Source organism: Haloferax sp. S1W (assembly GCF_044593955.1).
Lineage (GTDB): Archaea > Halobacteriota > Halobacteria > Halobacteriales > Haloferacaceae > Haloferax.
This window is the reverse complement of record NZ_CP172596.1, coordinates 94,870-118,723: the sequence shown is the minus strand read 5'-3', so window position 1 is coordinate 118,723 and position 23,854 is coordinate 94,870. Positions and strand designations below refer to the sequence as shown.

Genomic DNA, 23,854 nt, shown 5'->3' with positions numbered 1-23,854 from the left:
TTAGTGAGTCGCTGGAAACGGTCTCAGCGGGGTTCGAGCACGAACAACGCAGAAGATGTGTGACCGACGCGGGAGACGAGTTCTGCTTCCGCACGCAGTTACTTCGGAATCGCTCGTGTGACGGACTTCATCGTCTCCAGTGCGTCCTTCAGCGCTTCGACGTTCGTCGCGTAGGAAAGACGGGCGTACCCCTCGCCCCGGTCGCCGAACACCTCACCGGGTACCACGATGACACCGTTTTCGAGGACGGTTTCGGCCCACCCATCGGGGACTTTTGGCATCGCGTAGAATGCTCCCTTCGGCCGGGGGGTCTCGAGACCGATATCTTCCAGGCCATCTAGGAGGACGTCTCGACGGTTTTCGAACGCGGAGACCATCTCCTTGACGGGGTCTTGTGGCCCTTTGAGGGCCGCCTCGGCGGCGTACTGGGCTGGCGCACTCGCACACGCCTGCACGTACTGGTGGACGCGTAACATCCGCTCGGTCCGCTCGTCGCTCGCGGTGACCCATCCAAGTCGCCATCCCGTCATCGAGTACGACTTCGAACACGCGTTCACCTGTACGACGTTGTCGGTCGCCGCGAACTCCATCGGTGAGTGGTGCTCCCCTTCGAAGATGATGTGTTCGTACACCTCGTCTACGAGGCACACCACGTCGTACTCGTCGGCGATGCGCGCAAACTCGCGCATGTCCGCCTTCGATTGCACCGCTCCGGTCGGGTTCGCCGGGCTATTGACGATAAAGAGGTCGGTCTCTTCGGTGATTGCCGCTTCGACCGTCGCCGGGTCGAGCGTCAGGTCGTCTCGGAGTTCGACCGGTTTGGGTACCCCCCCGGCGAGTACCGCAAGTTGCTCGTACGCGACGAATCCCGGGTCGGGGATGATAACTTCGCCGCCGTGTCTAACGTGGGCTTCGATAGCGATGTGAAGGGCTTCGCTGGCCCCCGACGTTGCGATGATGTTCTGTGGGTCGATAGAAAGCCCGTTGTCCCGTTCGTACTTTTCGCTGATTGCCTCACGAAGGCCGAGGGTCCCTTTGTTTCCCGTGTACGAGTCCACTAACCCCTCTTCGACCGCAGAGAGCGCCGCGCTCCGGATATGTTCAGGGGTGGGGAAATCTGGTTGTCCGATACCGAGGTTAATATCGTCCTCGCTCGCGCCCTCGAATACTTCTCGAATTCCGCTGATATCCATCTGCTCGACGCGTGGTGCGTACTTACTCATTGGTTTAATTTCACGTATTCACGTCCGGTTTTCTCGTGTCCGTACCTGTTCCATTTCGACCCCCGGAGTCTCCACTCCCGGGAATTCACACTCGACAGATATTCCGGGAGAGCAGGTGTGTGGGGCACCTGACGCTGTCTATGGGTCTGTCTACTACATGCCATGGTGGCGTCTACACACTCCCCACCAGCCAGTAAAAATGTTCTGCTGAGACAGTTGGTTGTCATGTCTGCGGGAACTACCTACTCGTCCGAATAATTTGGATTTCAACGGCGGAAATATCTGTATAATACAGTTAGACAGGTTTAGATATTGAATTACTACTCCAAACCATTAATGGGAAGTGACTATATTATTTTTGTTCTCAGACAAATGTCCCATGTATGCCCAGTATATTTTAATCCAATTAACTTGGACGATTCCTGTTCAACGTCCTCGGAAAACAGTGGGAGTTTGAGTAGTGTCAGAACCGAGAAATCGAGTGTCAGACTCAATTTCTGTGCGTTACAGCTGTACGCGTGTAACACTGTTTGAGTCATGTTTACTGGTCAAAAAGCTATCTGAGTAGTGATAATATCTAAGTAACTTGTATTCCCGAGGATGTCGAGATGTAAATTCCGTGTGACTCCGCTTGAGGTGTCGTTGATGACGCAGAATATGATTGATTCCTTACTCCATCATACGTGATTGCAGATAGTGAATACCAACGTCAAATCTGCCGATTTGAAGTGGAATACTCAACGGGCTTCACCCCAAATATCAACCCAATGATTTCGTTGGCGTCTCCCATATATTACCGTTTTGGGAAAAAAGCTAAATCGAAGATACCTCGATGATAAAATATGACGAAACGAGCCCGTTCGAGTCGCCCCGTGACGACGACGGAGTCGTCGATTCAAATCTTGAACGTACTGAAGGATACTCCTGGGCAGACACTCGACGAACTCACCGAGGAGCTCGATATCGCCCGCAGCACGATTCACCGGCACCTTCTCACGCTTGAGGACAACGACCTTCTATTCAGGGAAGACGGGCGATTCTACCTCAGCCTCTGGCTCTTGGACTTCGGCGTCAGTGCGCGCGATAGAATCTCCTTCTTCGATGTCGCTCGGAAGCAGGTCGACCGCTTGGCAGCAGAGACCGGAGAGAAGGTCTGGCTCGTCGCAAAAGAAGGCGATTACAGCGTTCACCTGTACAAAGCCTCGGGTGCAAGCCCGTTAGAAACCTCTGCTCGGGTCGGCCAACGCCGAAATCTCCACCAACTCGCTGCCGGGAAGGCTATTTTGGCGTATCTTCCCGAAGACGAGAGTCGCGGAATCATCGACCGACAGGGGCTGACGGAGGTGACCGAACAGACGATTACCGACCGCGAGGCACTCTTCGAAGAACTCACAGAGATTCGCGAGCGAGGCTATGCGTTCAACCTCGGCGAATCTATCGAGGGATTGAACGCAGTTGGAGCACCGATTCGCGACGAGGATGGCGTCCCAGTTGGGGGGATTAGTATCTCCGGCCCCGCCAACCGAGTTAAGGGGAGCCTCCTTCGGGACGAACTTCCGGATAAGCTACTGGCCACTATCGACGAGATACACATCAATATCAGATACGGGAGCCGCCGCTAACGAATCCGAAAGTCGGGTGTTTCTCCACTCACACCACTGCTAAACTGAGTTCCAACTTTTTTGGGTGCTCCCTATTGGGTACCGAAATAAGAAGCCGAACACGCTTCGGTACAGAATGCATAGTCTGACAAGCACCCGTTAGATTTGCGGGTAGTGACGCTTCGGTAGCGCGTCTGTTCTCCAATTGCCTCGCCACAACACTCGCATCGCTGAGTCGAGTTGCGGTCTAGTGAAATTCGAATCGACCGACGTACAACGTGTCCAGCCGGTTGACTTTGCGTCGGTTGTGCTTGTGCGACGGTTTCGGTCTGTCGGTTGCGATACTGTTGTTTGTTGTCTGCGTTCATTGTGTTGGGTCGGTGTCGATAGTCTGCAAGCGCTGCGTGCGCGGCCGGTCGGCCCTGCAACTCGACGGTCTGGTCGACTTGGGCCAATCCACAACTAACGTTTTTCCACCTGCGTGCGGGCGGTGGCCCGCACCGTGGTAGTCTACGCCAGTTTAAATGTAGAAAATGTAAAGGAAGAAAAAGAAGACACGAGATACCCACTGACGGATGCACATTGGGACGAGTGGCTCGGACCGGAAGCCAGCGATTCGATTCCCGAAGACATACCTCCACCTGTGTGGGCGGCCTACTTAACAATTTTGCTACCAAATATCATGGGGGGCACTGTCTAGTTGGTGACCTCTCCAATCGGCGTTCCTCTATCGAGCGTTTGACACGGTCACGGAATGTCTAGTATTGTCCTAATTGTGTAAAATTCTCACGAGCGACTCTGAGACTTCCCACCCACGAATTATGAGTGTGGTCAACTTACAGTTGAGGATATGAAACCACTCTCGGTAAGATTCGACCAACGGAGCCAAGCTGCCAGCTCAGTTCTAACTGAGTGAAAGTGGCTTTTTAGCCGTCTCTATCGACGGGAAACACGTTTTTCGAGAGGCCGTGTCTCTCGGTGAGTTGATGGAGGGGTACAGTTGCCGGACCAGTCCTATGCTGTTCGAACAACTCGACATCATGGACGACTTTGTCTCAGGGATTATTGCACTCCATATACAAGGTTATCCTATTGTCTTGATCGCGGTTTCGTCGACCGCAACCCGCTTCGGCGTTGCCTCAGACGGGTTGCAGAGAACGAGACGCTTCGCATCTCGTCGACGTTCGAAGGGTGCAGTGCGTCTTTCGGGCCCACAAACTCGCGTTGCGAAATTCACTCGATAGTCCGCTCGCTTCTCAAACTGGCGTAACCAGACAGTGCCTAGCAGAGCTAAAATTCAGGTTCGTCTTTGGGACATACACGCGAAGGCTTCGGGGGTCTCAGTAAGACCGCGGGGCGTCCCAGTAGCTGTTCACCCGCGTGTGGCCAGTACGTATGCGATTGCGGTGAGCCCACCCCACGAGACTGCTGCGGTGAGCCCAACGCCAATCAACGGACCGCTTCCGAGGACCCCCCCGGCGAGCCAGACCAGAACGGCAGCCACCGCGAGACCCTGTATTCGGAGGCCACTGACCGGTGGCGAGCGATTTTGTACGGTCAGGACCATCCCATGCCCGCCGAGGACCAACGCACCCAGATAGAGTGCGCTCCCGAGGAGTCCCCATAGTGAGCCGAGGCTGGCGGAGAGGCCACCGCTGAAGATTGCGCCGACACCGAAGAGACCACCGCTCGACGGTGTCGACGACTCGTTCTGCTGTGTCGCCGAGGCTGTCGTCGTCGCTACCGTGGTTGTCGACGCTGGCGTCGCTGTCGGTGCCGCAGCGTCAATCGTCGTTGTTGTGGTCGCGCTGTCGATGCCGAGTCGGTTTTCGACGGCCAAGCCGACTTCGAGCGGCTGGTCGGGCATCGTGACTTTGAGGTCCGGCGAAGACTGTACCGGTTGCGCGGTGCCATTCACAACGAAGTGATATCGAGCGACGGGCGACTGGTTGCTTTCCGAGGTGGCACCCGAGAGTTTGAGCTGGCTCGTTGCAGCTGCTGTCGCTGGTGCCTCGATTCGTGCGGTTGGCCGAGCGTGTAGCGGTCTCTGTGCTTCGGTCCGGAACGGCGTAAAATCGACCCAGCCGCGCTCGGTGACGACTGGATTGCCATCGCCCGCTGGCAGAATTGAGGAGTGATAGGGGCCGCTCGCAGCACCCCAGTAATTAGATTCGGCCTCGACGGTCCGAAGCGGGTCCACGACGATTCGGGCAGTCGTATTCGCGCTGATCAGGGGTTCGATATCGACGGTCAGCCCACGCCGGTGGCCATAGATGCTGTTGTTGACGATGCGATGGTTCTGGCTCCCCTCGCCAGCCTTTTGAATCCCGATTCCAGTCGGGAGGCTCCCACTCACCTGCCGGATTTGGAGGGCACTTGCTTCTGCCGACCGTGTCTGACTCGGGCCATCCGTTCGCAAGACGACGACCGTCTCGTCCCAGAGCCGAGCTATCGTGAGCTCTTGGGTCAACGTGGGATTGGCGACGAGTTCTTCGAGCGGAATCGTCGTTTGTGCTTGGTTGACGATTGCGCCGGACGCGCCCTCAGCGATGTACACGCCTGTCCCTGTGTTGACGTTCGAGACCGGAACTGGGTCGGCGAAGGCATTCGTGTTGAATACAACATCGTTCTCTTGGACGGTGGTCTCGATAACCCCGCGGACGATGATACCGTAGGAATTGGCAGCGATGGTGTTGTGAGCGACCGAGAGGTTACCACGGTGTGTTATCGGACTGGCAACGAGGAGCCCGGCACCGGCGTTGTTCGCCAGCCGATTGTCGCGGACCGTGGTCTGATGGACGATCATTTCTGACCGGACTGTAACGCCGTGGCCGCCACCATCTTTTACGGTGTTGTTGTGAACGGCGACCCTACGTGCTGTCGCCTGTGTCTGGATTGCCAGCCCTGTTCCCGCATTATCCTCGACATCGTTGTGTGCCAACGTAAGCTTCCGTACGCCAGTCCCGTCGAGGGCGAACCCGTCGCCGCCGTTATTTTCAATCTGGTTGCCTTGGACAGTGCTTCGTCGCGTCAGCCAATTTGCGATGTGGACCCCGTCGCGCCCGTTGTCGCGGATTGTATTATTGGCTATCTGAAAGCTGAGTTCGGTGTTGTGTGCGGTGACTCCGACCCCATGGCCGACGTTGTCTGCAACCGTGTTCTCACGGAGTGTCAGCTCGCCCGACCCGGTGAGTTGTGCGCCCGATTGGTGGACTCGGATGCCTGTCTGGGCGTCGTGAATCTGGTTTCCAGACGCGGTCATCGACGCTTGGGTCCGGGCGTCGATTTGGATGCCAGCGTCACCTGCTGAAATCTCGTTGTGCCAGAAATTCGTCTCGCTCCGTGCGGCGCGGATTGTAATCCCACTTCCATCCGTCCGCGAGATCCGATTGTTCACCAGCCAAAACCGACGGACGGTGTCGGCGGCGGCGAAGACCCCACTCCCGTTTATCTGGCTAAAGGTTGAGTCACGAACGGTGACGTGCTGTACGCGTGTGTCCGCCGCCGTGTTTCTGTCGACTGGGGACGTGATATTGCCGACAACGAACGACCCCTGTACGCCGTCGGAGAGTTGTGAGACCGTCTCCTTGCGAAGATCGACTGTGACCGGATAGATTCCCCGTGTCGCCGGATTGACTGCATCCTTGTACTCGACGAGTAGACGGCCGTCACTCGGGATTCTGACCGGTTTCGACAACGAGATTTCTAGTCGATTATCCGTCGATGAGACATCGCTGACATGCGGGAAAAACGACCGCTCGATACTCCCATTTCGGTTGCGGTCGAGTCCAATCCGCTCGATGCTCTGTGCGTCGACGCTTCTGACCGTCCCAGCTGACGAATACTGCAACTCGACCGTATCGAATGCCACGCCAACACCGGCATCGAGAGAGAGCATGTGATTCGAGCGATTCTCGCGCCCATTTGGCGACGCCGTCAGTGACACGTCACCGGTCGCTCCCATCGATGGGCTCGCCCGAATCGCGTGCCCATCGATTATCCGAAACGCCGACCGCTTGATAGTGACCGATGGTGTCGCTGTGGTGTCGTCGACTGAGAGTCCGGCTGTCGAAAAATCCTGCAGCGTCGAATCGACGACCCTGATCGTTCCGTCCGAACTGTCCACAGTGATGCCGCTCGTGCCTCCTTCTAATGTCGTATTGTGTACTACGAGCCGAGACGTATCCGTGCCGTTGTAGCGGATACTTGCCCACCGACGGTCTGGTGCGGCCCCGTCGGTCCGTGAAATCGTTACTGGACGGTCGTCCGTGCCGTTCGCGTAGAGCGAGCCGTCGACGGACAGTGTGATCTGTTCGGCGAGCTGGATGTCGGTCCCGGGCTGTATCGTCAGTGTGGCACCGGGTGCGATGTGGATATCCTGGATAATCCGATAGGGCCCGCCGTCCGGCGTCCACGTTGCATCCGTCGTAATGTCCGACTCCACGAACGTGGTGTCGGTGTTGGTTTCAGCGACCGCTCCCGGACTGACGAGCGAGGTAACCAGTGACACGACAACGATGGCGACCAGTGCCCGTCGCGTCCATTTTCCAGTCACACTAGTCAATCAGGTCACCCCGACGGTCAGCGTCGTCTGGTCGCTGCTTCGCTGTTGAAACGCATGACGTGATATGTGGCTCTACTGCTTCTTTCAGGAGAGTAGAAGATCGATGCGGCCACGCATGCTGTGTGTGTCGCATCCGAAATTGATAAAAAATACTCATATCCGGAACTTGAATTATACGGATATATATTCACCGGTTGATACGGACCCTCCGTACCGGAAGTTCCACTGCACGTGGAGTGAACCCAGCCATTGCGGCGCGGCTTTTGTCCCTCGGACGAACTCCTACAAACTCTGGTGTGTGGGGAGACGTGTCTGTCCTCTTCGTGTCCCCTTCGACCGACATGGGGAATTCGCCAGGTCGCATGAACCGCCGCTATTCTGTGGCCCCATCCAGAAGCTACTGAAATTCGTGGAACGAACTAATGAACATTGCTGGCGACGTCACAGAGTTGGTTGGTGAAACACCACTCGTCCGACTCGACTCGTTCGATGAGACCATCTTCGCAAAGCTGGAATCGTTCAACCCGACTCATTCTGTAAAAGACCGGATCGGCGTTGCGATGCTCGAACAGGCCGAGAAAGAAGGGCTGGTCGACGCCGACACCACGATAATCGAACCGACGAGTGGTAATACGGGCATTGGGCTTGCGTTCACTGCCGCTGCAAAGGGCTACGAGTTGATCCTGACGATGCCCGAGTCGATGAGCGAAGAGCGGCGTCGCCTCGTCAAAGCGCTCGATGCCGAAATCGTCCTTACGCCGAGTGCTGACGGGATGGATGGGGCGATTACGAAAGCAGAATCGGTAGCAGACGAGCTTGAGAACACCTTCATTCCACACCAGTTCCAAAATCTCGCCAATCCCAGGATTCACCGGGAGACGACTGGCCCGGAAATTTGGCGCGACACGGAGGGAACCGTCGATATTCTGGTTTCGGGCGTGGGAACTGGCGGTACGATTACTGGGGTCTCTGAATACATTAAAGAAGACCAGGGGAAGGCCGACTTCCAGTCGGTTGCCGTCGAACCGGCGGAATCTGCGGTCCTGTCGGGAGAGAAGGCTGGTTCACATGGAATCCAAGGAATCGGTGCTGGCTTTGTTCCCGGTGTCCTTCGCCGCGACTTGATCGATGATGTGGTTGCTGTGCAGCAGACAGCCGCACTCGAGATGGCGCGAAAGCTCGCGACCGACGAGGGGATTCTGGCGGGCATCTCGTCGGGGGCCGCGCTCGCAGGTGCGGTTCGGGTTGCTCAGCGACCGGAAAACAAGGGCAAGACCACCGTGGTCATTCTTCCGGATACCGGGGAGCGCTACCTCTCGACGAACCTCTACAGGGGTGTGTAGGGAACCGACTCACGAGTGTTCACAGTAGTAGTCTTATACCTAACACCGGGCTCTGTCACTCGCCTTGGATTTCGGTAGAGCCGACAAAATATACCTTCTGTAAATTCATTGTGATAGATATGGTTGCGTTCCCTGGTGTCTCAGCCTTCCGCACGGAGTGGCTCCCAAATCTCATCACTGGGTTTGGGTGCGTACTCTTGTTTACTGCCTTCGTAGAGTGGGTCGTTCTCGGCGGGATGGGGATTGACTGGTTTTTCTCGACGGGATTTCTGGGCTATCTCGTGACTACCAGCCCGTTTGTATTCGGCATCGTGTATGGAGGATATTGGCTCGAACGGAGCGGGTTGGACGCAGACCGATACGTTCGGGTCACGAAATGGCTCCTCGGCGGGTTGGTCGTCTACCTCGGGATCAATCTCTTTCTCATCTTCGTGTTTCCTGCCGACATCGAGTTTGTGTTCTTCCTCGGGTGGATTCGATTTGCGATTGCGATGGGTTCGGCTGGCGGCCTCATAATTGGCATTATCGAGGCACGCGCAATCCAACGCGAGCGCGCCGCAGAACGTGCCATCATACGTGCTGAGGAGTTAGAATACAGGAACGACCAACTGGAGTTCTTCAATGGCATTCTCCGACACGACGTTCTCAACGGGATGAACATCATCAAAGGACGTGCGGAGTTCCTCGTTGAGGACCTCGAGGAGGATGACGCCCGACGGAACGCCGAAACGATCCTGCGGTGGTCCGATGACGTTGTGGATATCATCCAGCGGGTGCGTAACATCATCGGGACGTTGACTGGCAAGCCGACCCGTCCACTAACCGATGTCAACCTCGCTGCGGTCATCACTGCGGAGGTCACGAACCTCCGGTCGACATACCCCGAAGTGACCTTCGAGACTGACGTTCCCAACGAGGTATCCGTCAAAGGCGATGAGTTGCTGAGTGAGGTCATCGGAAACGTGCTCGCGAACGCCGTCGTGCACAACGACCCCGACGGCCTGTGCGTACGCGTGACCGCCGATGAGGACCCTGAAACGGGGTGGGTCAGAGTCCGCATCGCAGATACGGGTCAAGGCATCCCGGATGACCGGAAAGACGCGGTCTTTCGGCGCGGTGAATCAGACCGAACGACGGGCGGGTTCGGTCTCTTTTTCGTCGACGCGATGGTGGGTGCCTACGGCGGCGACGTGTGGATTGAAGACAACGACCCGCAGGGTACCGTTTTCGTGATTGAACTCCCCCCGGGAGAAGTGTCGGTGGTGACGGCGGAACCGATGCCCAAAGTGCACTCGTCCCGCTAGTTGTGGGCCGCCTCGAACTTGGGAGTCAGTCAGTTCGGGTCGGGTCGAGTCGGCAATGGCCTCGGCCGTCACCGTTGCGGTCGCTCGTCGCGTCGGGGGCGTGCAGACACCGAACACGCGTGCCGTCGATGTGCTCGAAATCGGGGTGGCGCTCGGTACACGCCGTCGTCGCAGCGGGACAGCGTGGGTGAAACGAACACCCTGCCGGTCGGTTCGTTGGGTCGGGTGGCTCACCGCGGAGCGGAGTCGGCGGGTCGTCCATCGGGTCGTCGCTTGGAATCGCACGGAGTAACGCCTCAGTATACGGATGGTTCGGGTACTCGAACAGTTCCGTTGCCGGTCCGGTCTCGACGACTTCTCCGGCGTACATGACCGCGACCCTGTCGGCGAGGTACCGGACGACGTCGAGATTGTGGGAGATGAATACGTAGCCGACACCGAACCTGTCTTGAACGTCCGCAAGCAGGTTCAGAATCGTCGCTTGGGTCGCCACATCGAGTCCGGACACCGGTTCGTCGAGGACGATCACGTCGGGGTCGTGCGCGAGCGCGCGAGCAAGAGCGACGCGCTGGAGTTGTCCACCCGACAGCTCTCGGGGGTATCGGTCGGCGAGTTGTGGGGAGAGGCCGACGCTCCGCAACAGCCCATCGATTTCGCCGAGAGTGGCGTCCTCCTCAGAGACAGTATTTGAGCCGTCGAGGGCCTCGGAAATCGACCTCTTGACCGACCACCGCGGGTCGAAACTCCCGCGGACGTGCTGAAGGACGACACCGATTCGTCGACGCTGGGTTGGTGACCGGTCCATGAGTCCCCCGACGGGAGTGCCACCGATGCGGACCTGTCCGCAATCCGGCGTGAGCTGACCGGTGAGGAGTTTTGCGAGGGTTGATTTCCCGCACCCGCTCTCACCGACGACGCCGACGGTCTCACCGCTGTGAACAGCCAGTGACGCATTGCAGACCGCCTTCGCAGGTGATGCGCTGCCCCGCAGTCGGTCCAAGAGTGATCGCTCTCCGGCGAACGACTTCGAGACGTTCCGTAACTCGATTACCGGGAGGTCCGACTGCGATTCGCTCGCTGGTCGCCCATGCTGTGTCTCACCATCACATTGTGTCATTCTGTTCACCTCCATCGGGCGTCGGTGGCGTACGCCGGTGAGACGATTCAGGGCTGTCAGCGAGTGGTGCTTCCACGCAGGCCAGTCGGTGCTCGGCGTCGAGATCGGTCATCGGGATGGTTCCCTCGCGACACATCGAAGTCGCGTGCTGACAGCGGTCGACGAACGGACACGCCTCGTGGCCGCCGATAGGGTCCGGTGGCCGTCCCTCGACTGACCGAACTCGTTCGCCCGGGGCACGGTTCCGGACCGAACACGAAAGTAGCATTCGGGTATAGGGGTGTTCTGGGGCGGTCAGCACCGACTCGACCGGACCAGCCTCCATCACCTGCCCGCCGTACAGCACGACGACGCGGTCACAGGTTTGTGCGATGACGCCGATGTCGTGGGAGATGAGCAGGATGCCGATGTCCTGCTCGTCTCGCAGGGCGCGAAAGCGCTGGAGGATGTCGGCCTGCGTCGTCGTGTCGAGTGCCGTCGTTGGCTCGTCGGCAATCAAGAGCGACGGCTCGCTCGCGAGCGCGATAGCGAGCAGCGCACGCTGGCGAAGCCCACCCGAGAACTCGTGTGGAAACGCCGACGAGCGGGATTTCGGGTTCGGGATGTCCATCTGCTCCAGCAACTCGATGGCGCGTTTGTGTGCGTCCGCCCACGCCGACCGCTCTCGAAACGGTGGCACGCCGAGGAAATCGAGGAGTCGCTGTCGGTCGTCTGTCTCGTGAACCCGAACCGCCTCGGCAATCTGTTCGCCGACCGAGAACACCGGATTCAGCGTCTCCGTCGGATCCTGAAACACCATCGAGATATCGTTCCCGCGAATCTGACGCAACGTCGACTCGTCGGCGGTCGTCAGGTCGGCTCCGTCGAACGTAATCGTCCCGTCGACGACTTGCCCGGGGGCTTCCAGTCTGCATACCGACCGGGCAGTGACGGATTTGCCGCTGCCGCTCTCACCGAGAAGACCGACGATTTCGCCGCGGTCGACGGTGAACGATGCGCCATCGACGGCATGGACCGCCCCCCGCTCGGTGTGGAACTGCGTGTGAAGATTCTCGACGCGAAGCAGTGGCCCGCTCCTCATAGTTGCTCCATTCGTGCCGACTGCGTCGGCGAGAGCATGTCTCTGAGGCTGTCACCGAGGAGGTTGAATCCGAGAACGGTGACCATGATACAGACGCCGGGGGCGTTGACGAGCCACCATGCCTGCTGCAGGTAAGTGCGCCCCGACGCGAGCATCGTCCCCCACTCGGGTGTCGGTGGCTGTGCGCCCAGTCCGATGAACGACAGTCCTGCGGTTCCGAGAATGACGCCGCCGATATCGAGCGTCGCCAGCACGGCGACCGGTGCGACGACGTTTGGAACCAGATGTCGGGCGATGACGTGCGTTCGGGACCGACCGAGCAGTCTGGCGACGCTTACGAACTCCCGCTCTCGAAGTGAGAGGACGTTGCTCCGGACCAACCGGGCGTACGACGCCCAACCGACCACTGCCAGCGCGAGCATCACGTTCACGAGGCTCGGTCCGAGAACGCCAGCGATGACGAGTGCGAGCACAATTCCGGGGAACGCCAACAGCGTGTCGACGAGTCGCATCAGCGCTTCGTCGACCCATCCACCGGCGTAGCCCGCGACGAGGCCGACGGTTGTCCCGACGACTAGTCGGACGGCCGTCACAGCGACAGCGATTCCGAGTGACAGTCTGGACCCATACAGGAGCCGCGTGAGTACGTCACGGCCGAGTTGGTCGGTCCCGAGCGGATGGGCCAGCGATGGTGACTCCAACTGGTGGGCCAGGTTCTGCTCGACTGGGTCGTACGGCGACACGAGTGGGCCGAATACTGCGACCACGAGTAGAGTAAGCACGATACCCAGGCCGAACTGGGTGAGGCGACTCGACCGCACCGTGTCGGTCACCCGTCTCTGGCTGTGGCTCGGTCTCCCTTGCGGCCCGTTGGACTGCGGCTCGTTGGACTGCGGCCCGTTGGATTGTGGCCCGCTCATGTCGGCTCACCCCCAACGTCGATTCGCGGGTCGAGTCGGCTGTATGTTAGGTCGACTGCGAAGTTTGTCAGCACGAAGATGACGCCGATGAGCAGCGTCACCCCCTGTACGACCGGATAGTCACGTGCGAAGAGTGCGTCGACCAGAAGCGTTCCGAGTCCCGGTCGCTGGAACACGACTTCGACGACGACGGCACCGTTGAGAACGTAACTCAACTGGAGCCCAACTACCGTCACGACGGGAACGAGCGCGTTTCGGAGTGCGTGTTTGTAGACGACGATTCGCTCGCGCAATCCCTTCGACCGGGCGGTTCGAATGTACGCGTCGTCGAGCACGTCAAGCATCGTCGTTCGGACCAACCGTGCGATGACGGCAGCCATGCCGGACCCCAGCGTCAGTGCCGGTAAGACCAGATATTCGAGGCCGCCTGCGCCAGCCACGGGGAACAAATCGAGCCAGAGCGAACAGACGATGATGAGCAGATATCCGACCCAGAAGTTCGGCATCGAAACGCCAACGAGCGAACCTAGCTGTGCAGCGTAATCGGTCTGACTCCCCGGTTCGACTGCACTCGCGATTCCGGCCGGGACGGCAATCGCAACCGCGACGAGCATCGACGCGGCGGCGAGTGCGATGGTATTCGGTAGTCGGGTTGCAATCATCGCGGTGACCGCTTGGTCGCTGTAGTACGACTGGCCGAGGTCGCCTTGCAGTACGTCTCCCACCCAGCGTGCGTATTGGACTGGGAACGGGTCGTCGAGGCCGTTGACGGCCCGAAACTGCTCGATTGCAGCCTGTGACGGACTTTGGCCGCCCATCTGCTGGGTCAAAATCGTTCGCGCTGGGTCGCCGGGCGTGATGAATATCAGACCGTAGGTGAGGACCGAGACGCCGAACAGAACGACGACCATCGTCAGCAGCCGTCTGAACAGACTCCACCCGTTCATTGCTTCTGAGTAGCGCCTCCTTTGTGGCACCCGGACGTGACCGCAGGCCGGCGTCCGTCGCTGGCCGCGTCCTGTCTGTCGTTGTGTCCACACATACTAGGACCTCCGAGAGAGACCAGACCAGTCGACCATGGCCTCGATTGGATGGGGGTCGATTCCGGAGACGCTCGCCTGTCGGCCGAAGACGTACTCGTTGTAGTACAGCGGGATAACTGCACCCGTGTCGACAACCCGATTTTGCACTGCTCCGTAGTAGTCACGCTTCTCTGCCAGCGTCTCGGCTCGGTAGCCCTGCTCGATGAGCCGGTCGACCTCGGGGCCTGGGTTGTAGATTCCGGTTCCGTTTCGCTCGTGGAGCTTCCGGTTGTCGCTCCCCTCGGAGTGGAACATCGCCCGGACGAGGTAATCGCAGGCGGCGCTGTTCGACCCGAAGCTGACGAGCGACAGGTTCGCTTCGCCAGCGGTGAACATGTCGTAGAACGACGCCGGGTCGACCTGTCGAATCTCGCTTTCGACGCCGATTTCCTCAAACCAGCCTGAGAGAGTCTGCGCAATGGTTCTGTCGTCGGTTTTCTCGCTGTTGATTAGAATCGAGAGTGTTTCACCGCTGTAGGATGACTCCTCGACTAGTTCCCGTGCTCGCGTTCTGTCGGGACCGTACGTTGGGAGTTCGTCGTGAATCGCCCACGGAATAATCGACGAGATGGGCCCTCGGGCTGGCTCGCCAATTCCGTTCAGGACGCGTTCCACGATTTGACCCTGGTCGACAGCCCAGTTGAGGGCCTTGCGAAGCCGTTCGTCGTCGGTTGGCGACGTGTAGAGGTTGACCGCGACGAGCCCCGACTCGGGGGTGAGATGGGTTTCGATGGCTGTTTCAGACGCATCGGAGAGGTCCGATGCCCTGCTCTTTGGAATGTGCTGTGCAACGTCCACCGACCCCTTCTGGAGGGACAGAACGCGCGTATTGGGGTCTTTGACCCACTCGAAGGTGAGTTCGCTTGGCGTTGCCGTCCCTCCTCGGTAGTCTTCGTACGGCGTGAGCGTAACCGAGTGTTCCTCTTCGACGCGTTCGACTTGGAAGGGACCCGTTCCGACCGGTGTCTCGGTTGCATCGGGATGCTGGATGCCGAAGTAGTTGTGCGAAATCGTGCCGGGAAACGCGGGAAAGTGTTCCGTCGTCTGGAAGCGGACCGTAGTGTCGTCGACCGCTGTGACGCCGTCGGGTTCGACACCAATCCAACCGGGAACCCACGACCACTGCTCGAAGACGCGGTCGAAGGAGTGGACGACGGCGTCGGCCGTCAGCGAGTCACCGTTGTGGAAGGTAACCCCCTCTCGAAGCGAAAAGTCCCAGGTCATCTCGTCGACGGCCTCCCACTCGGTGGCCAGCAGCGGTGCGGTCTCCATGTCGTCGGTCGTGTCTACGAGCGGTTCGAAGACGTGCGTGTAGTACGGGGTGATTCCGCGGTAGACATCCCATTTCTCCCGTGTCGGGTCGCGAGTGAGCGCCACGGTAAACGAGTCGTTCGAACGGGAATTGGAATTGGAACCGGAACTGGACTGTCCCCCAGCACACCCTGCAATTAGTCCAGTGGAACCAGCAGATAGACCGGCGAGAAAGTGCCGTCTCGAACAGCGCCTACGCATCGACAATCACCCGTGAACTGAATCGTGCAGCCACCCTCTCCGAAAGAAAACGTGGGGTTGACCTCAGCCACTTGCATGGGAGGGTATCCGTAAAGTGTCCAACAGACATACCAGACACGGGATGTGCCTTCGTTAAAACAACTTTGGTTTAGATAACTAAACTATGATTGTATAATATGATTGAACTGAGTCGCTCCGCTCCCTTTGTCGCAGGTATCGACCAAAACGACAGTGCGAGCAAAGTGGATACAACACCCTAATTAAGGGATTACGGGTGACTGGGGTGTGGTACTGACGGGTGAATTAATACACCACGCCCGCTCGCGCTGACTGCGTTCACACTACCTGTTGGGGGTGGTCTTCCAGCGAGTTCCGTCGACCCCCCGGGGGGTTGGGGGGTATTGGAGGTCGACGGAAACACTTGAGTGTAGATGGCGTGTAGGGGAAGTGAAGTGGCCGAATTGGCCATGGTTACAGACGAACCCTAGTTGGGTTGAAGCACCTGCCCCTCTGGCGGATTGACAACTTCGTGAGAGTTACAGACGAACCCTAGTTGGGTTGAAGCGCCGTGGGGGATATAATCACGACGTGGCTCGGGATAGTTACAGACGAACCCTAGTTGGGTTGAAGCCAGATATCGTGGGACACGAAACGAGACATTAACATGTTACAGACGAACCCTAGTTGGGTTGAAGCCTGTTTTCATCGACTCAACCGAAGAAGGCGAAGCGGTTACAGACGAACCCTAGTTGGGTTGAAGCTTGCCGCGCGTAAATCGGGAACGAAAGGTCCGAACTGTTACAGACGAACCCTAGTTGGGTTGAAGCGACGATGCGTCTTGGTTTATTGACGAAGTTATGAACGGTTACAGACGAACCCTAGTTGGGTTGAAGCCGGACGAGATTAGGCGAACTCGGTAATCCCATATTCGTTACAGACGAACCCTAGTTGGGTTGAAGCGGTTTCGACAACGACTGGACGGACATGCGTCTGTTAATGGTTACAGACGAACCCTAGTTGGGTTGAAGCGTCCGTAACATCGTCAGGACGGTGGAGCCACCAGTCGGTTACAGACGAACCCTAGTTGGGTTGAAGCAAGCGGACCGATAGTGTCTCGTCGGTGTGCCATACAGTTACAGACGAACCCTAGTTGGGTTGAAGCGACACGCGAGCAGAGGCAGAGGACGCCGCCGAAGAAGTTACAGACGAACCCTAGTTGGGTTGAAGCGTCACATATGGGTAATAGAAACGCTCTGCCTTAATAGTGTTACAGACGAACCCTAGTTGGGTTGAAGCAGGCGGCCCGGGTGGCGATGGTGGTGACGGGGGCGAGTTACAGACGAACCCTAGTTGGGTTGAAGCGAACTGTTCGCGCACGTCATCGGGCATGTTGTGCCAGTTACAGACGAACCCTAGTTGGGTTGAAGCGCCAGGTGGTTGACATCACCGGAGAACTCAACAAAGTTACAGACGAACCCTAGTTGGGTTGAAGCTGGGGATATTTCTGGGACCGGGTCCGTATCACTCGAGTTACAGACGAACCCTAGTTGGGTTGAAGCCCTTCGGACGTCCCGCTCTCCCAGTAGACGTCGGTTACAGACGAACCCTAGTTGGGTTGAAGCCGAGTCCTCGGATACGAGGCCCGCGAAGATGTCGAGTTACAGACGAACCCTAGTTGGGTTGAAGCTCCGAGGAAGACGAGGCACTCCTCGAAGCCGTCCAGGGGGTTACAGACGAACCCTAGTTGGGTTGAAGCATGGTTGACACTGAAAAGTACGGCTATGAGTCTACCCGAGTTACAGACGAACCCTAGTTGGGTTGAAGCTACTACCAAATCTACCAAATGTCCCAAAACCTCGAGTTACAGACGAACCCTAGTTGGGTTGAAGCACAAAGACACACGAGGCAGTCGCAGTCAAACTCCCGGTTACAGACGAACCCTAGTTGGGTTGAAGCTGACGGCACGAGTGCGTACACGTTCGACAACGACAGTTACAGACGAACCCTAGTTGGGTTGAAGCCTGAATGCTATCGGCGACCCTGTAATCACAGACGGTTACAGACGAACCCTAGTTGGGTTGAAGCGGTCAATCATGATTGCAAAATGACTTGCCACACACGTTACAGACGAACCCTAGTTGGGTTGAAGCTCCCAACCGAAGGGAGCACTCTCCATCCACGCGCTTGTTACAGACGAACCCTAGTTGGGTTGAAGCGGCCAACGCCCAACTCATGGACTGGGACGAATGGGTTACAGACGAACCCTAGTTGGGTTGAAGCCAGCGGTAACATCCAGATTGACGCGAGCAATACCGTTACAGACGAACCCTAGTTGGGTTGAAGCGTGAAGCGACACACGAACACAACAACGAGTGCCATGTTACAGACGAACCCTAGTTGGGTTGAAGCTGGTATCTTGCCAGACAGAAAGAAAACGAACGAAAGTTACAGACGAACCCTAGTTGGGTTGAAGCCACCACTCGGCACCGGAAGCCATGCAAGTGCGATTGGTTACAGACGAACCCTAGTTGGGTTGAAGCGCGATGGGAGATATCATCACGACGTGGCTCGGGATACAGTTACAGACGAACCCTAGTTGGGTTGAAGCAGTCGAATCGAGCCTGAAAGACGCTGGTGCAAATCTCTGTTACAGACGAACCCTAGTTGGGTTGAAGCCGCGTCATCCGCGACCTACTGAACCTGTGGGACGCCGGTTACAAACGAACCCCTCTTCGAGAGACATATCCAATTCACACAACGACCTGCTCGCTCCTCGAACGAGTTTACCGAGACAGTGCCGAAAATTCACTTACGAATATGGATGGAGTATGCAATCAAGACCACGCCTCCGAACTGGACGATTCGGGTGAGCAGTGTCAGTGGTTGTTGATACTGCAGTCCGAGGTATCCCTCACGAAGGAGCAGCGACCCGATAAACGCAGTACTGAACGCAACCGTTGTGAGGAGAATCAACCCGAGTGATAGCGCACGCATTGGCTGGCTGTCGTGGCGACGGTACCCGCGGTAGGCTTGGTACCCGATGTACCCACCGACAAGCGTCGAGCCAAAGGCAAACGCCACGATGAGCCAATCGACTATCACGGTTGGGGTTACGTTGAGCATTTAGAGATTCTCCCACATTTTTGTGAACCGGTCCGCGGTATCCGACTCCTCCTGTCCAGGGAACTGGTCGGCGTCTGTTCGGCTGACAGTCGCTTCGAACTGCCCCTCTGCCAGCGAGATGTCGACACCCGTGAGCGATGCGACATACACACTGTAGTTGTTCGTACTGGTCTCGACTTTCGTCTGTTCTTCGAGGAGGCCGTACGACTGGAGCTGCTCGATTCGGCGGTAAGCCGTTGGTTTGGACATCTCACATTGGTCTGCAAGCTGTTGTGCGGACATTGGTTCAAGGCTCGTCGCTGCGAGGATGTCCCGGGCATACTCATCACTGAGGATATCAAGCAGTTCACCCAGCTCCGGATCCTCATTCACGTGTTGGTTACATGTCGATGCGGTCCAAAATAGCTGTCATGATTTCGGACCTCGCGGTGTCTCTGTGGTGTGGATGTAGCCACCACGTAGTGACAATACAGTCTCGCAGCATGTTGGAGGGCTTGCTGCTGCGTCAGCGGGGACTATTGCTGGCGCTGTTGTATTGACGATGGACATTGTCAGAGGCTTCACTGCGGTGGTGTTCGCAGTTGGTTGGGGGTCGTCCATCGCAACTTAGAGGAGACATGGTAAGAGAATATAATATGGTGGCGAGTTTCTGGCCCAGAAATTATTCGCGTTTCAAGCAGGGCACCCTACTGAACGGGCTACTTCGACGAGTTGGTCTCGTGAGACTCCTGTTCCACGAACAGTGTAGGCGTAGTCGTTACAATTCCACGACACTGAGGTCGTCGGCCCCAACTCGAGCGTCGCTGGACGACCAGCAACCGTCACGTGTTTCTCGTCCTCGTCGATTGTGACAGAGTAATTGAATTTCGCCACCGTGAGTTCGCGTTCCTCATCGACATACCGCAGTCCGACACCATGAATCCGACCGGTGGTCTGGGTTGCATAGGCAAATTCGAACGCTGATGGAACCGATGGCCTTGGGACCGAAGTCGAACTGTCTGTCCGTAGCGCGGAGATACTCTCGTACACTTCTGTGTTGGGCGTTTTTGGCGTGTTGACTGTCGTCGAGTCGGTTATCTCGGGTTGGAACGTTTCGTTTGTGACTGGTGCTTCGAACGTCACGTTCGTGTACGTGGTCGTCGTTGAGTGTCGCCCATCGCTGTCGACCCAGACGGTCTGGGTCTGGAGGGGGTAAAATCGCGTAGTATCGAGCCACAACTTTTGGTGGTACTTCATGTCCTCTTCAGCCGCCTCCAGAGAGACATTCAGAACGTACACCTCGTGACCGTCAACCTCACTCGTCGTAACATACTTGACGGAGTACCCACCCTGTGCGGCTAAGCGTGGTTCTGCACCGGATTGTCGGGGGACTGCAGGGAGCGGTGCAATATCTGGTTGTGTGGGCCGTCCAGCGTTGTCTGTGAGCCCCGCTGCCGCAACAAGGGCTTCGAGTCGCATCGGAAACGTGCTCTCACGGGGTGGCCCCGTCAGTTCAATCACAGTCACGCTCTCGTTGTCTGTATCGTGGAGCCAGAGCGTAGACTCATTTGAGACCTGCAGTTCGTACCGACGAGACGAGGCGTCTTGGAACCGGATTCGTTTTTGATTGGTTCCCAAGGCTCGCGTAATGTTTCCAACCGTTCGGCTCGTGACTGTCCCGTTGTGTTTCTGTGTGACTGTTCGTGTCGCTGAGAGTGTCTCAACCGAGCGGTACCGTTCGGACACGTTCGCATCAACCGTTGGCTCCTGAGCCTCCAGCGTGCTTCCAGAGACCCAGAGGGCTGCGAGGAGGCCAACGACGATGACCACGAGTAAAACAAGGGACCACCCCTTGTACGTACTTGGAGGACCTGCCATACGGGCTCCACGGCGAGACACTACTTCAAAGACGTGACATTCGTTCCCGCCCTCGGAAAATGTAACTCTGTTGAACCCTTCGGGAGATGATCGGTTTCGAACGTAGTGCTGATTGCAGAGCGCGTATTCAGTAAACCGACGTCGTGAATTCGACGACGTAGGTTTCGTTTCCGGTGTAGCTAATGTCGGCGACGGCTACCGACGAACTGTCCACGTTAAATTCCTCTAGTTCGTATATGAGGTCCTCGAAATAATCAAAATCACAGCACATTCGACAAAATGGGCCTTCGAACCGAACGACGAAACTACTGTCCGCTGACTCGACCAGCGTTGCTGTTGCCATCGGACTCCGGTACTCGTTGTACGTCTCGATTGCCTCGGTGAGGACGCTTGCGGAGACCATGGACTGGTCAAGTGAACTGCGGCCTGCACCCGAATAGATGTACGGTTGGTGCTGGCGGAGAGCGTTTCTGTGAGACAAATACACAAGTCGTCGGTGCCTGTTCTCTCATATGTCACCAGCACTTGCAGACCAAGAGTGCGAGGCCTGTACGTCGGACGCCGACCCGCTTACGGCTGCGGAGTACACTGAGTACCTCGACGAACTTTCCGACGACGTTTGGGAGGTAGTGGACGACCACCATCTCGAAAGGACGTATCCGTTCGAGAATTTCCGTGACGCACTCGAATTCACGTACGAAATCGGGGAACTCGCTGAGGAGGTGTGGCATCATCCGGATATCCACCTACAGTGGGGTGAGGTAAAAGTCGAGATGTGGACGCACAAGATCGACGGACTCCGCAAGACCGACTTCGTGATGGCAGCGCGCATGGACCGAATCTACGACAAATACGTGACAGGGCAACTCCCTGAGTGACCGAAGTCCCTTTACAGTCAGCACAACGCCTGGACCCGATTATCTACAGGGTTTCAACGCCAATCATTTCAGGAACTGTCTGTGGGGTGGTGGGGCGAGCTTCTATCATCCGCCCATCTTCTTCATGATACGACACGTATCGTTCCCACATGGCGTCACATCGCTCGGTATCTATGGCCGACGCAGAGATTGACGATTTTCTCGGTCGAGCGGGGACGGGCGTCCTCTCGTTCGCGCGTCGTAATGAGTCGTACTCGATTCCCATCTCGTACGGGTTCGACAGGAAGAATACACAGTTCTTTGTTCGACTCGGATTCGGCCCTGACAGCGAGAAAAAGCGGTTTACCGAGGTAATGAGTCGCGTTTCGTTCGTCGTCTACGGGCAAACAGCGGACGGGTGGAAGAGTGTCGTCGCCCGCGGTCGACTCGAAGAGATAACTGAGGATGCCATCGACAGCGACCTGATTCACACACTCAAAGAATCCGAGATTCCCCTTGTGACCATCTTCGACCAACCGCTTGATGAACTCGACTTTCGGATGTATCGGCTCGTCGTCGACGACCTTTCCGGACGCAAGGAAGTACCAGTCGATGAACACGGGACAGACCCTGTCAGCTAGCCCCCTGCTATCGGATGTACCGGATTTGTTCTTCTGGCGGCGTGTCGTCATCGACTCGTTCGAGCTCTGTCGCGGTCATCCGAACGGTCGTCACCGGAACTTTGGCGTGTCGAACCACTTCCTCGGCAACGCTTCCGAGGATGCGCTTTTCCTCGCCAGTTCGACCATGGGTCCCCATCACGATCAAGTCGATGTCGTAGTTGGTCACGTAGTTGAGGATAATATCGTGAGGGACTCCCTGAAGAACTGCGTCCTCGACTGACACACCCGCGCGCTCACCAGCACGTTGAATTGTCTCAACTGCGTCTTGGCCCTCTGCTTTGAGTAGCTGGATGACACGTGACTGCGTCTCATCGGGTAGCATGACGAACGCGCGGACATCGACGACGTAGAGTGCGTGAACGCTCGCCTCACTGACCTGTGCGATGTACATGGCGTGTTCGATCGCCTTTATCATACCCGGACTCCCGTCAGTGGGAAGCAGAACTGTCTCGTACACGGGACCACCTACCTCAAGATTTGTTGTGTGGGCCCTTAACAAGCAACACTAGGTGGTATCTGACCAGAGTCAGTCGGACAGCCGACATTCGAGCACGTCTCCATCCCGTGGGGCGGTGTCCTCGTCGCTCGTGCGCCGGACGACCTGTTCGTCGACGTAGTACCACGCGTCCCACCAGTAGTCCCCGTGAACGTGTCCGCCTCCGCTGTGAGTTCGACCGCTGTACCGTCGACAGAGACGTACAGAGCGTCGCTGTCACCCGGGCCTGAGAGCGGCTCGAAGTCGTTCGAGAGCGACGCCAGCAGGTCGACGTACTGGTCGACTTTCTCACCGGGCGGGTCGATGTGATGTTGGGCTGTTCCAGTTTCGGCGGCGTCCGTGAGCAGTCTGGCCAACAGCTCGTCGTCAACCTCGCTCACCGACACCACGTCTGCGCCGTCGGGCGGGGTTGCCGTTCTGGCACCCAACCAGAGCGTCGGCCTGTAGATACCACCACTGCCGGAGTACGAGAGTTCCCAGCCGTCGCCGACTGCCGTCAGCGTAGTTATAGTCCCGCTCAGCTCGTAGGAGTCGAGTTGCGACTCGGGTTCGTACTCGACGACAATCTCCCGGTAATACACGTGTTCGTACGCCTCGACGAATGACTTGACGGTGACAGCGTCGAGTTCTTCAGGCCATTCGACGTCGAGTCCCTGTGACGTCGGACAGGTCGCTGGAACGGCGGGCGACTCGGCTGTTCCATCCCCTGGTGGGACCGAGTCGGTGTCGGTCACGGTGGGTGTTCCATCGCCAGCTTCTCCCGGGCCGGATCCAGTCGTACAGCCAGCGAGTGAGAGCGTGCCGCCACCGATGGCAGCCAGGAACCATCGACGTCTCATGGTACCTAGTCAGACTCCCATCGGCAAGTGCTTCGTGGAGTATCACACAGCTGTTTGCATTACTCACCCTTCTGTACAATTCTCTCTCCTCACTACGCTATTTTTGACAGATACTATAGACATTTCTCAGGGTGCGTTAGCGAAATTCTTTGTAATTCCCGACTGGTGTTACTTATATCCGAGAATAGTCGATTCTGGGACGCTACAGTGCCTCTTTCCCAGAGAAGGTCAGTTCTGTCTGGGAAGTCGACT

General features: G+C 57.5%; 19 protein-coding genes and 1 CRISPR repeat array. Of the genes, 6 read left to right on the top strand and 13 right to left on the bottom strand.

Translation table 11 applies throughout. The annotated features are described in order from the left end of the window. Positions 1 to 98: 98 nt before the first annotated feature. Positions 99 to 1,223, bottom strand: a complete 1,125-nt coding sequence (locus tag ACH9L7_RS16715; RefSeq protein ID WP_396613577.1) for a pyridoxal phosphate-dependent aminotransferase — start codon at positions 1,221 to 1,223, stop codon at positions 99 to 101. An 842-nt stretch (positions 1,224 to 2,065) separates the two neighbouring features. On the opposite strand from ACH9L7_RS16715, the gene ACH9L7_RS16710 reads away from it, so the two are divergent. Together ACH9L7_RS16710 and ACH9L7_RS16705 are read left to right on the top strand one after the other, a co-directional pair. Beyond that, on the top strand, positions 2,066 to 2,845 hold the full coding sequence (locus tag ACH9L7_RS16710) for an IclR family transcriptional regulator (protein WP_396613576.1): 780 nt from the start codon (positions 2,066 to 2,068) through the stop codon (positions 2,843 to 2,845). 481 nt (positions 2,846 to 3,326) lie between these two features. Next, the gene (locus tag ACH9L7_RS16705) at positions 3,327 to 3,524 is read left to right on the top strand and encodes a hypothetical protein (RefSeq protein ID WP_396613575.1); all 198 of its coding nucleotides are present in this window, start codon (positions 3,327 to 3,329) and stop codon (positions 3,522 to 3,524) included. A 672-nt stretch (positions 3,525 to 4,196) separates the two neighbouring features. Here the strand turns inward: ACH9L7_RS16705 and ACH9L7_RS16700 are convergent. After that, a complete protein-coding gene (locus ACH9L7_RS16700; RefSeq protein ID WP_396613574.1) occupies positions 4,197 to 7,379 on the bottom strand; it encodes a right-handed parallel beta-helix repeat-containing protein in 3,183 nt (1,060 codons plus the stop codon). 431 nt (positions 7,380 to 7,810) lie between these two features. On the opposite strand from ACH9L7_RS16700, the gene cysK reads away from it, so the two are divergent. Together cysK and ACH9L7_RS16690 are read left to right on the top strand one after the other, a co-directional pair. Next, positions 7,811 to 8,731, top strand: coding sequence for a cysteine synthase A (gene cysK, locus ACH9L7_RS16695; RefSeq protein WP_396613573.1), 921 nt, complete (start codon positions 7,811 to 7,813; stop codon positions 8,729 to 8,731). Between the two features lie 119 nt (positions 8,732 to 8,850). Further along, entirely contained in the window at positions 8,851 to 10,035 is a 1,185-nt protein-coding gene (locus ACH9L7_RS16690; protein ID WP_396613572.1) for an ATP-binding protein, read from the top strand. Positions 10,036 to 10,060: 25 nt separating this feature from the next. Here the strand turns inward: ACH9L7_RS16690 and ACH9L7_RS16685 are convergent, their stop codons facing one another. The 9 genes from ACH9L7_RS16685 to ACH9L7_RS16645 form a co-directional block, all read right to left on the bottom strand. Further along, a complete protein-coding gene (locus ACH9L7_RS16685) occupies positions 10,061 to 11,152 on the bottom strand; it encodes an oligopeptide/dipeptide ABC transporter ATP-binding protein (RefSeq protein ID WP_396613571.1) in 1,092 nt (363 codons plus the stop codon). Next, the gene (locus ACH9L7_RS16680; protein WP_396613570.1) at positions 11,139 to 12,233 is read right to left on the bottom strand and encodes an ABC transporter ATP-binding protein; all 1,095 of its coding nucleotides are present in this window, start codon (positions 12,231 to 12,233) and stop codon (positions 11,139 to 11,141) included. The genes ACH9L7_RS16685 and ACH9L7_RS16680 overlap by 14 nt, the downstream gene beginning before the upstream one ends. Next, positions 12,230 to 13,153, bottom strand: coding sequence for a nickel transporter permease (gene nikC, locus ACH9L7_RS16675; protein ID WP_396613569.1), 924 nt, complete (start codon positions 13,151 to 13,153; stop codon positions 12,230 to 12,232). Before nikC ends, ACH9L7_RS16680 begins: the two co-directional genes overlap by 4 nt. Then, positions 13,150 to 14,100, bottom strand: coding sequence for a nickel ABC transporter permease (gene nikB / locus ACH9L7_RS16670; protein WP_396613568.1), 951 nt, complete (start codon positions 14,098 to 14,100; stop codon positions 13,150 to 13,152). The genes nikC and nikB overlap by 4 nt, the downstream gene beginning before the upstream one ends. Before the next feature lie 96 nt (positions 14,101 to 14,196). Then, positions 14,197 to 15,612, bottom strand: a complete 1,416-nt coding sequence (locus ACH9L7_RS16665; RefSeq protein ID WP_396613567.1) for an ABC transporter substrate-binding protein — start codon at positions 15,610 to 15,612, stop codon at positions 14,197 to 14,199. 605 nt (positions 15,613 to 16,217) lie between these two features. After that, a CRISPR array of direct repeats spans positions 16,218 to 18,490; the repeat unit is 30 nt; unit sequence GTTACAGACGAACCCTAGTTGGGTTGAAGC. 62 nt (positions 18,491 to 18,552) lie between these two features. Next, positions 18,553 to 18,870, bottom strand: coding sequence for a hypothetical protein (locus ACH9L7_RS16660; protein ID WP_396613566.1), 318 nt, complete (start codon positions 18,868 to 18,870; stop codon positions 18,553 to 18,555). Continuing rightward, positions 18,871 to 19,242 carry an ArsR/SmtB family transcription factor gene (locus ACH9L7_RS16655; protein ID WP_396613565.1) on the bottom strand — a complete coding sequence of 124 codons (372 nt, stop codon included), beginning with the start codon at positions 19,240 to 19,242 and terminating at the stop codon, positions 18,871 to 18,873. A gap of 300 nt (positions 19,243 to 19,542) precedes the next feature. Next, a complete protein-coding gene (locus ACH9L7_RS16650; protein ID WP_396613564.1) occupies positions 19,543 to 20,727 on the bottom strand; it encodes an outer membrane lipoprotein carrier protein LolA in 1,185 nt (394 codons plus the stop codon). A gap of 127 nt (positions 20,728 to 20,854) precedes the next feature. Continuing rightward, positions 20,855 to 21,130, bottom strand: coding sequence for a hypothetical protein (locus ACH9L7_RS16645; protein ID WP_396613563.1), 276 nt, complete (start codon positions 21,128 to 21,130; stop codon positions 20,855 to 20,857). 109 nt (positions 21,131 to 21,239) lie between these two features. Here ACH9L7_RS16645 and ACH9L7_RS16640 point away from each other — a divergent pair, with 109 nt between their 5' ends. Both ACH9L7_RS16640 and ACH9L7_RS16635 read left to right on the top strand, forming a co-directional pair. Next, positions 21,240 to 21,605, top strand: coding sequence for a 4a-hydroxytetrahydrobiopterin dehydratase (locus tag ACH9L7_RS16640; RefSeq protein ID WP_396613562.1), 366 nt, complete (start codon positions 21,240 to 21,242; stop codon positions 21,603 to 21,605). Positions 21,606 to 21,778: 173 nt separating this feature from the next. After that, complete coding sequence (locus ACH9L7_RS16635) at positions 21,779 to 22,225, top strand: pyridoxamine 5'-phosphate oxidase family protein (protein ID WP_396613561.1); 447 nt, start codon at positions 21,779 to 21,781, stop codon at positions 22,223 to 22,225. A 7-nt stretch (positions 22,226 to 22,232) separates the two neighbouring features. Here the strand turns inward: ACH9L7_RS16635 and ACH9L7_RS16630 are convergent, their stop codons facing one another. Next, the gene (locus ACH9L7_RS16630) at positions 22,233 to 22,682 is read right to left on the bottom strand and encodes a universal stress protein (protein WP_396613560.1); all 450 of its coding nucleotides are present in this window, start codon (positions 22,680 to 22,682) and stop codon (positions 22,233 to 22,235) included. Between the two features lie 77 nt (positions 22,683 to 22,759). Beyond that, positions 22,760 to 23,602, bottom strand: coding sequence for a hypothetical protein (locus tag ACH9L7_RS16625; RefSeq protein WP_396613559.1), 843 nt, complete (start codon positions 23,600 to 23,602; stop codon positions 22,760 to 22,762). Between the last annotated feature and the right edge of the window lie 252 nt (positions 23,603 to 23,854).

Excerpts from the sequence above, each read along its gene's own strand:
- ACH9L7_RS16635 (WP_396613561.1), top strand. The coding sequence starts at position 21,779 with ATGGCCGACGCAGAGATTGACGATTTTCTCGGTCGAGCGGGGACGGGC.
- ACH9L7_RS16645 (WP_396613563.1), bottom strand. The coding sequence starts at position 21,130 with ATGGTCTCCGCAAGCGTCCTCACCGAGGCAATCGAGACGTACAACGAG.
- ACH9L7_RS16625 (WP_396613559.1), bottom strand. The coding sequence starts at position 23,602 with ATGAGACGTCGATGGTTCCTGGCTGCCATCGGTGGCGGCACGCTCTCA.
- ACH9L7_RS16690 (WP_396613572.1), top strand. The coding sequence starts at position 8,851 with ATGGTTGCGTTCCCTGGTGTCTCAGCCTTCCGCACGGAGTGGCTCCCA.
- ACH9L7_RS16715 (WP_396613577.1), bottom strand. The coding sequence starts at position 1,223 with ATGAGTAAGTACGCACCACGCGTCGAGCAGATGGATATCAGCGGAATT.
- nikC (WP_396613569.1), bottom strand. The coding sequence starts at position 13,153 with ATGAGCGGGCCACAATCCAACGGGCCGCAGTCCAACGAGCCGCAGTCC.
- nikB (WP_396613568.1), bottom strand. The coding sequence starts at position 14,100 with ATGAACGGGTGGAGTCTGTTCAGACGGCTGCTGACGATGGTCGTCGTT.
- ACH9L7_RS16630 (WP_396613560.1), bottom strand. The coding sequence starts at position 22,682 with ATGATAAAGGCGATCGAACACGCCATGTACATCGCACAGGTCAGTGAG.
- ACH9L7_RS16685 (WP_396613571.1), bottom strand. The coding sequence starts at position 11,152 with ATGACACAATGTGATGGTGAGACACAGCATGGGCGACCAGCGAGCGAA.
- ACH9L7_RS16650 (WP_396613564.1), bottom strand. The coding sequence starts at position 20,727 with ATGGCAGGTCCTCCAAGTACGTACAAGGGGTGGTCCCTTGTTTTACTC.
- ACH9L7_RS16680 (WP_396613570.1), bottom strand. The coding sequence starts at position 12,233 with ATGAGGAGCGGGCCACTGCTTCGCGTCGAGAATCTTCACACGCAGTTC.
- ACH9L7_RS16660 (WP_396613566.1), bottom strand. The coding sequence starts at position 18,870 with ATGCTCAACGTAACCCCAACCGTGATAGTCGATTGGCTCATCGTGGCG.
- cysK (WP_396613573.1), top strand. The coding sequence starts at position 7,811 with ATGAACATTGCTGGCGACGTCACAGAGTTGGTTGGTGAAACACCACTC.
- ACH9L7_RS16640 (WP_396613562.1), top strand. The coding sequence starts at position 21,240 with ATGTCACCAGCACTTGCAGACCAAGAGTGCGAGGCCTGTACGTCGGAC.
- ACH9L7_RS16710 (WP_396613576.1), top strand. The coding sequence starts at position 2,066 with ATGACGAAACGAGCCCGTTCGAGTCGCCCCGTGACGACGACGGAGTCG.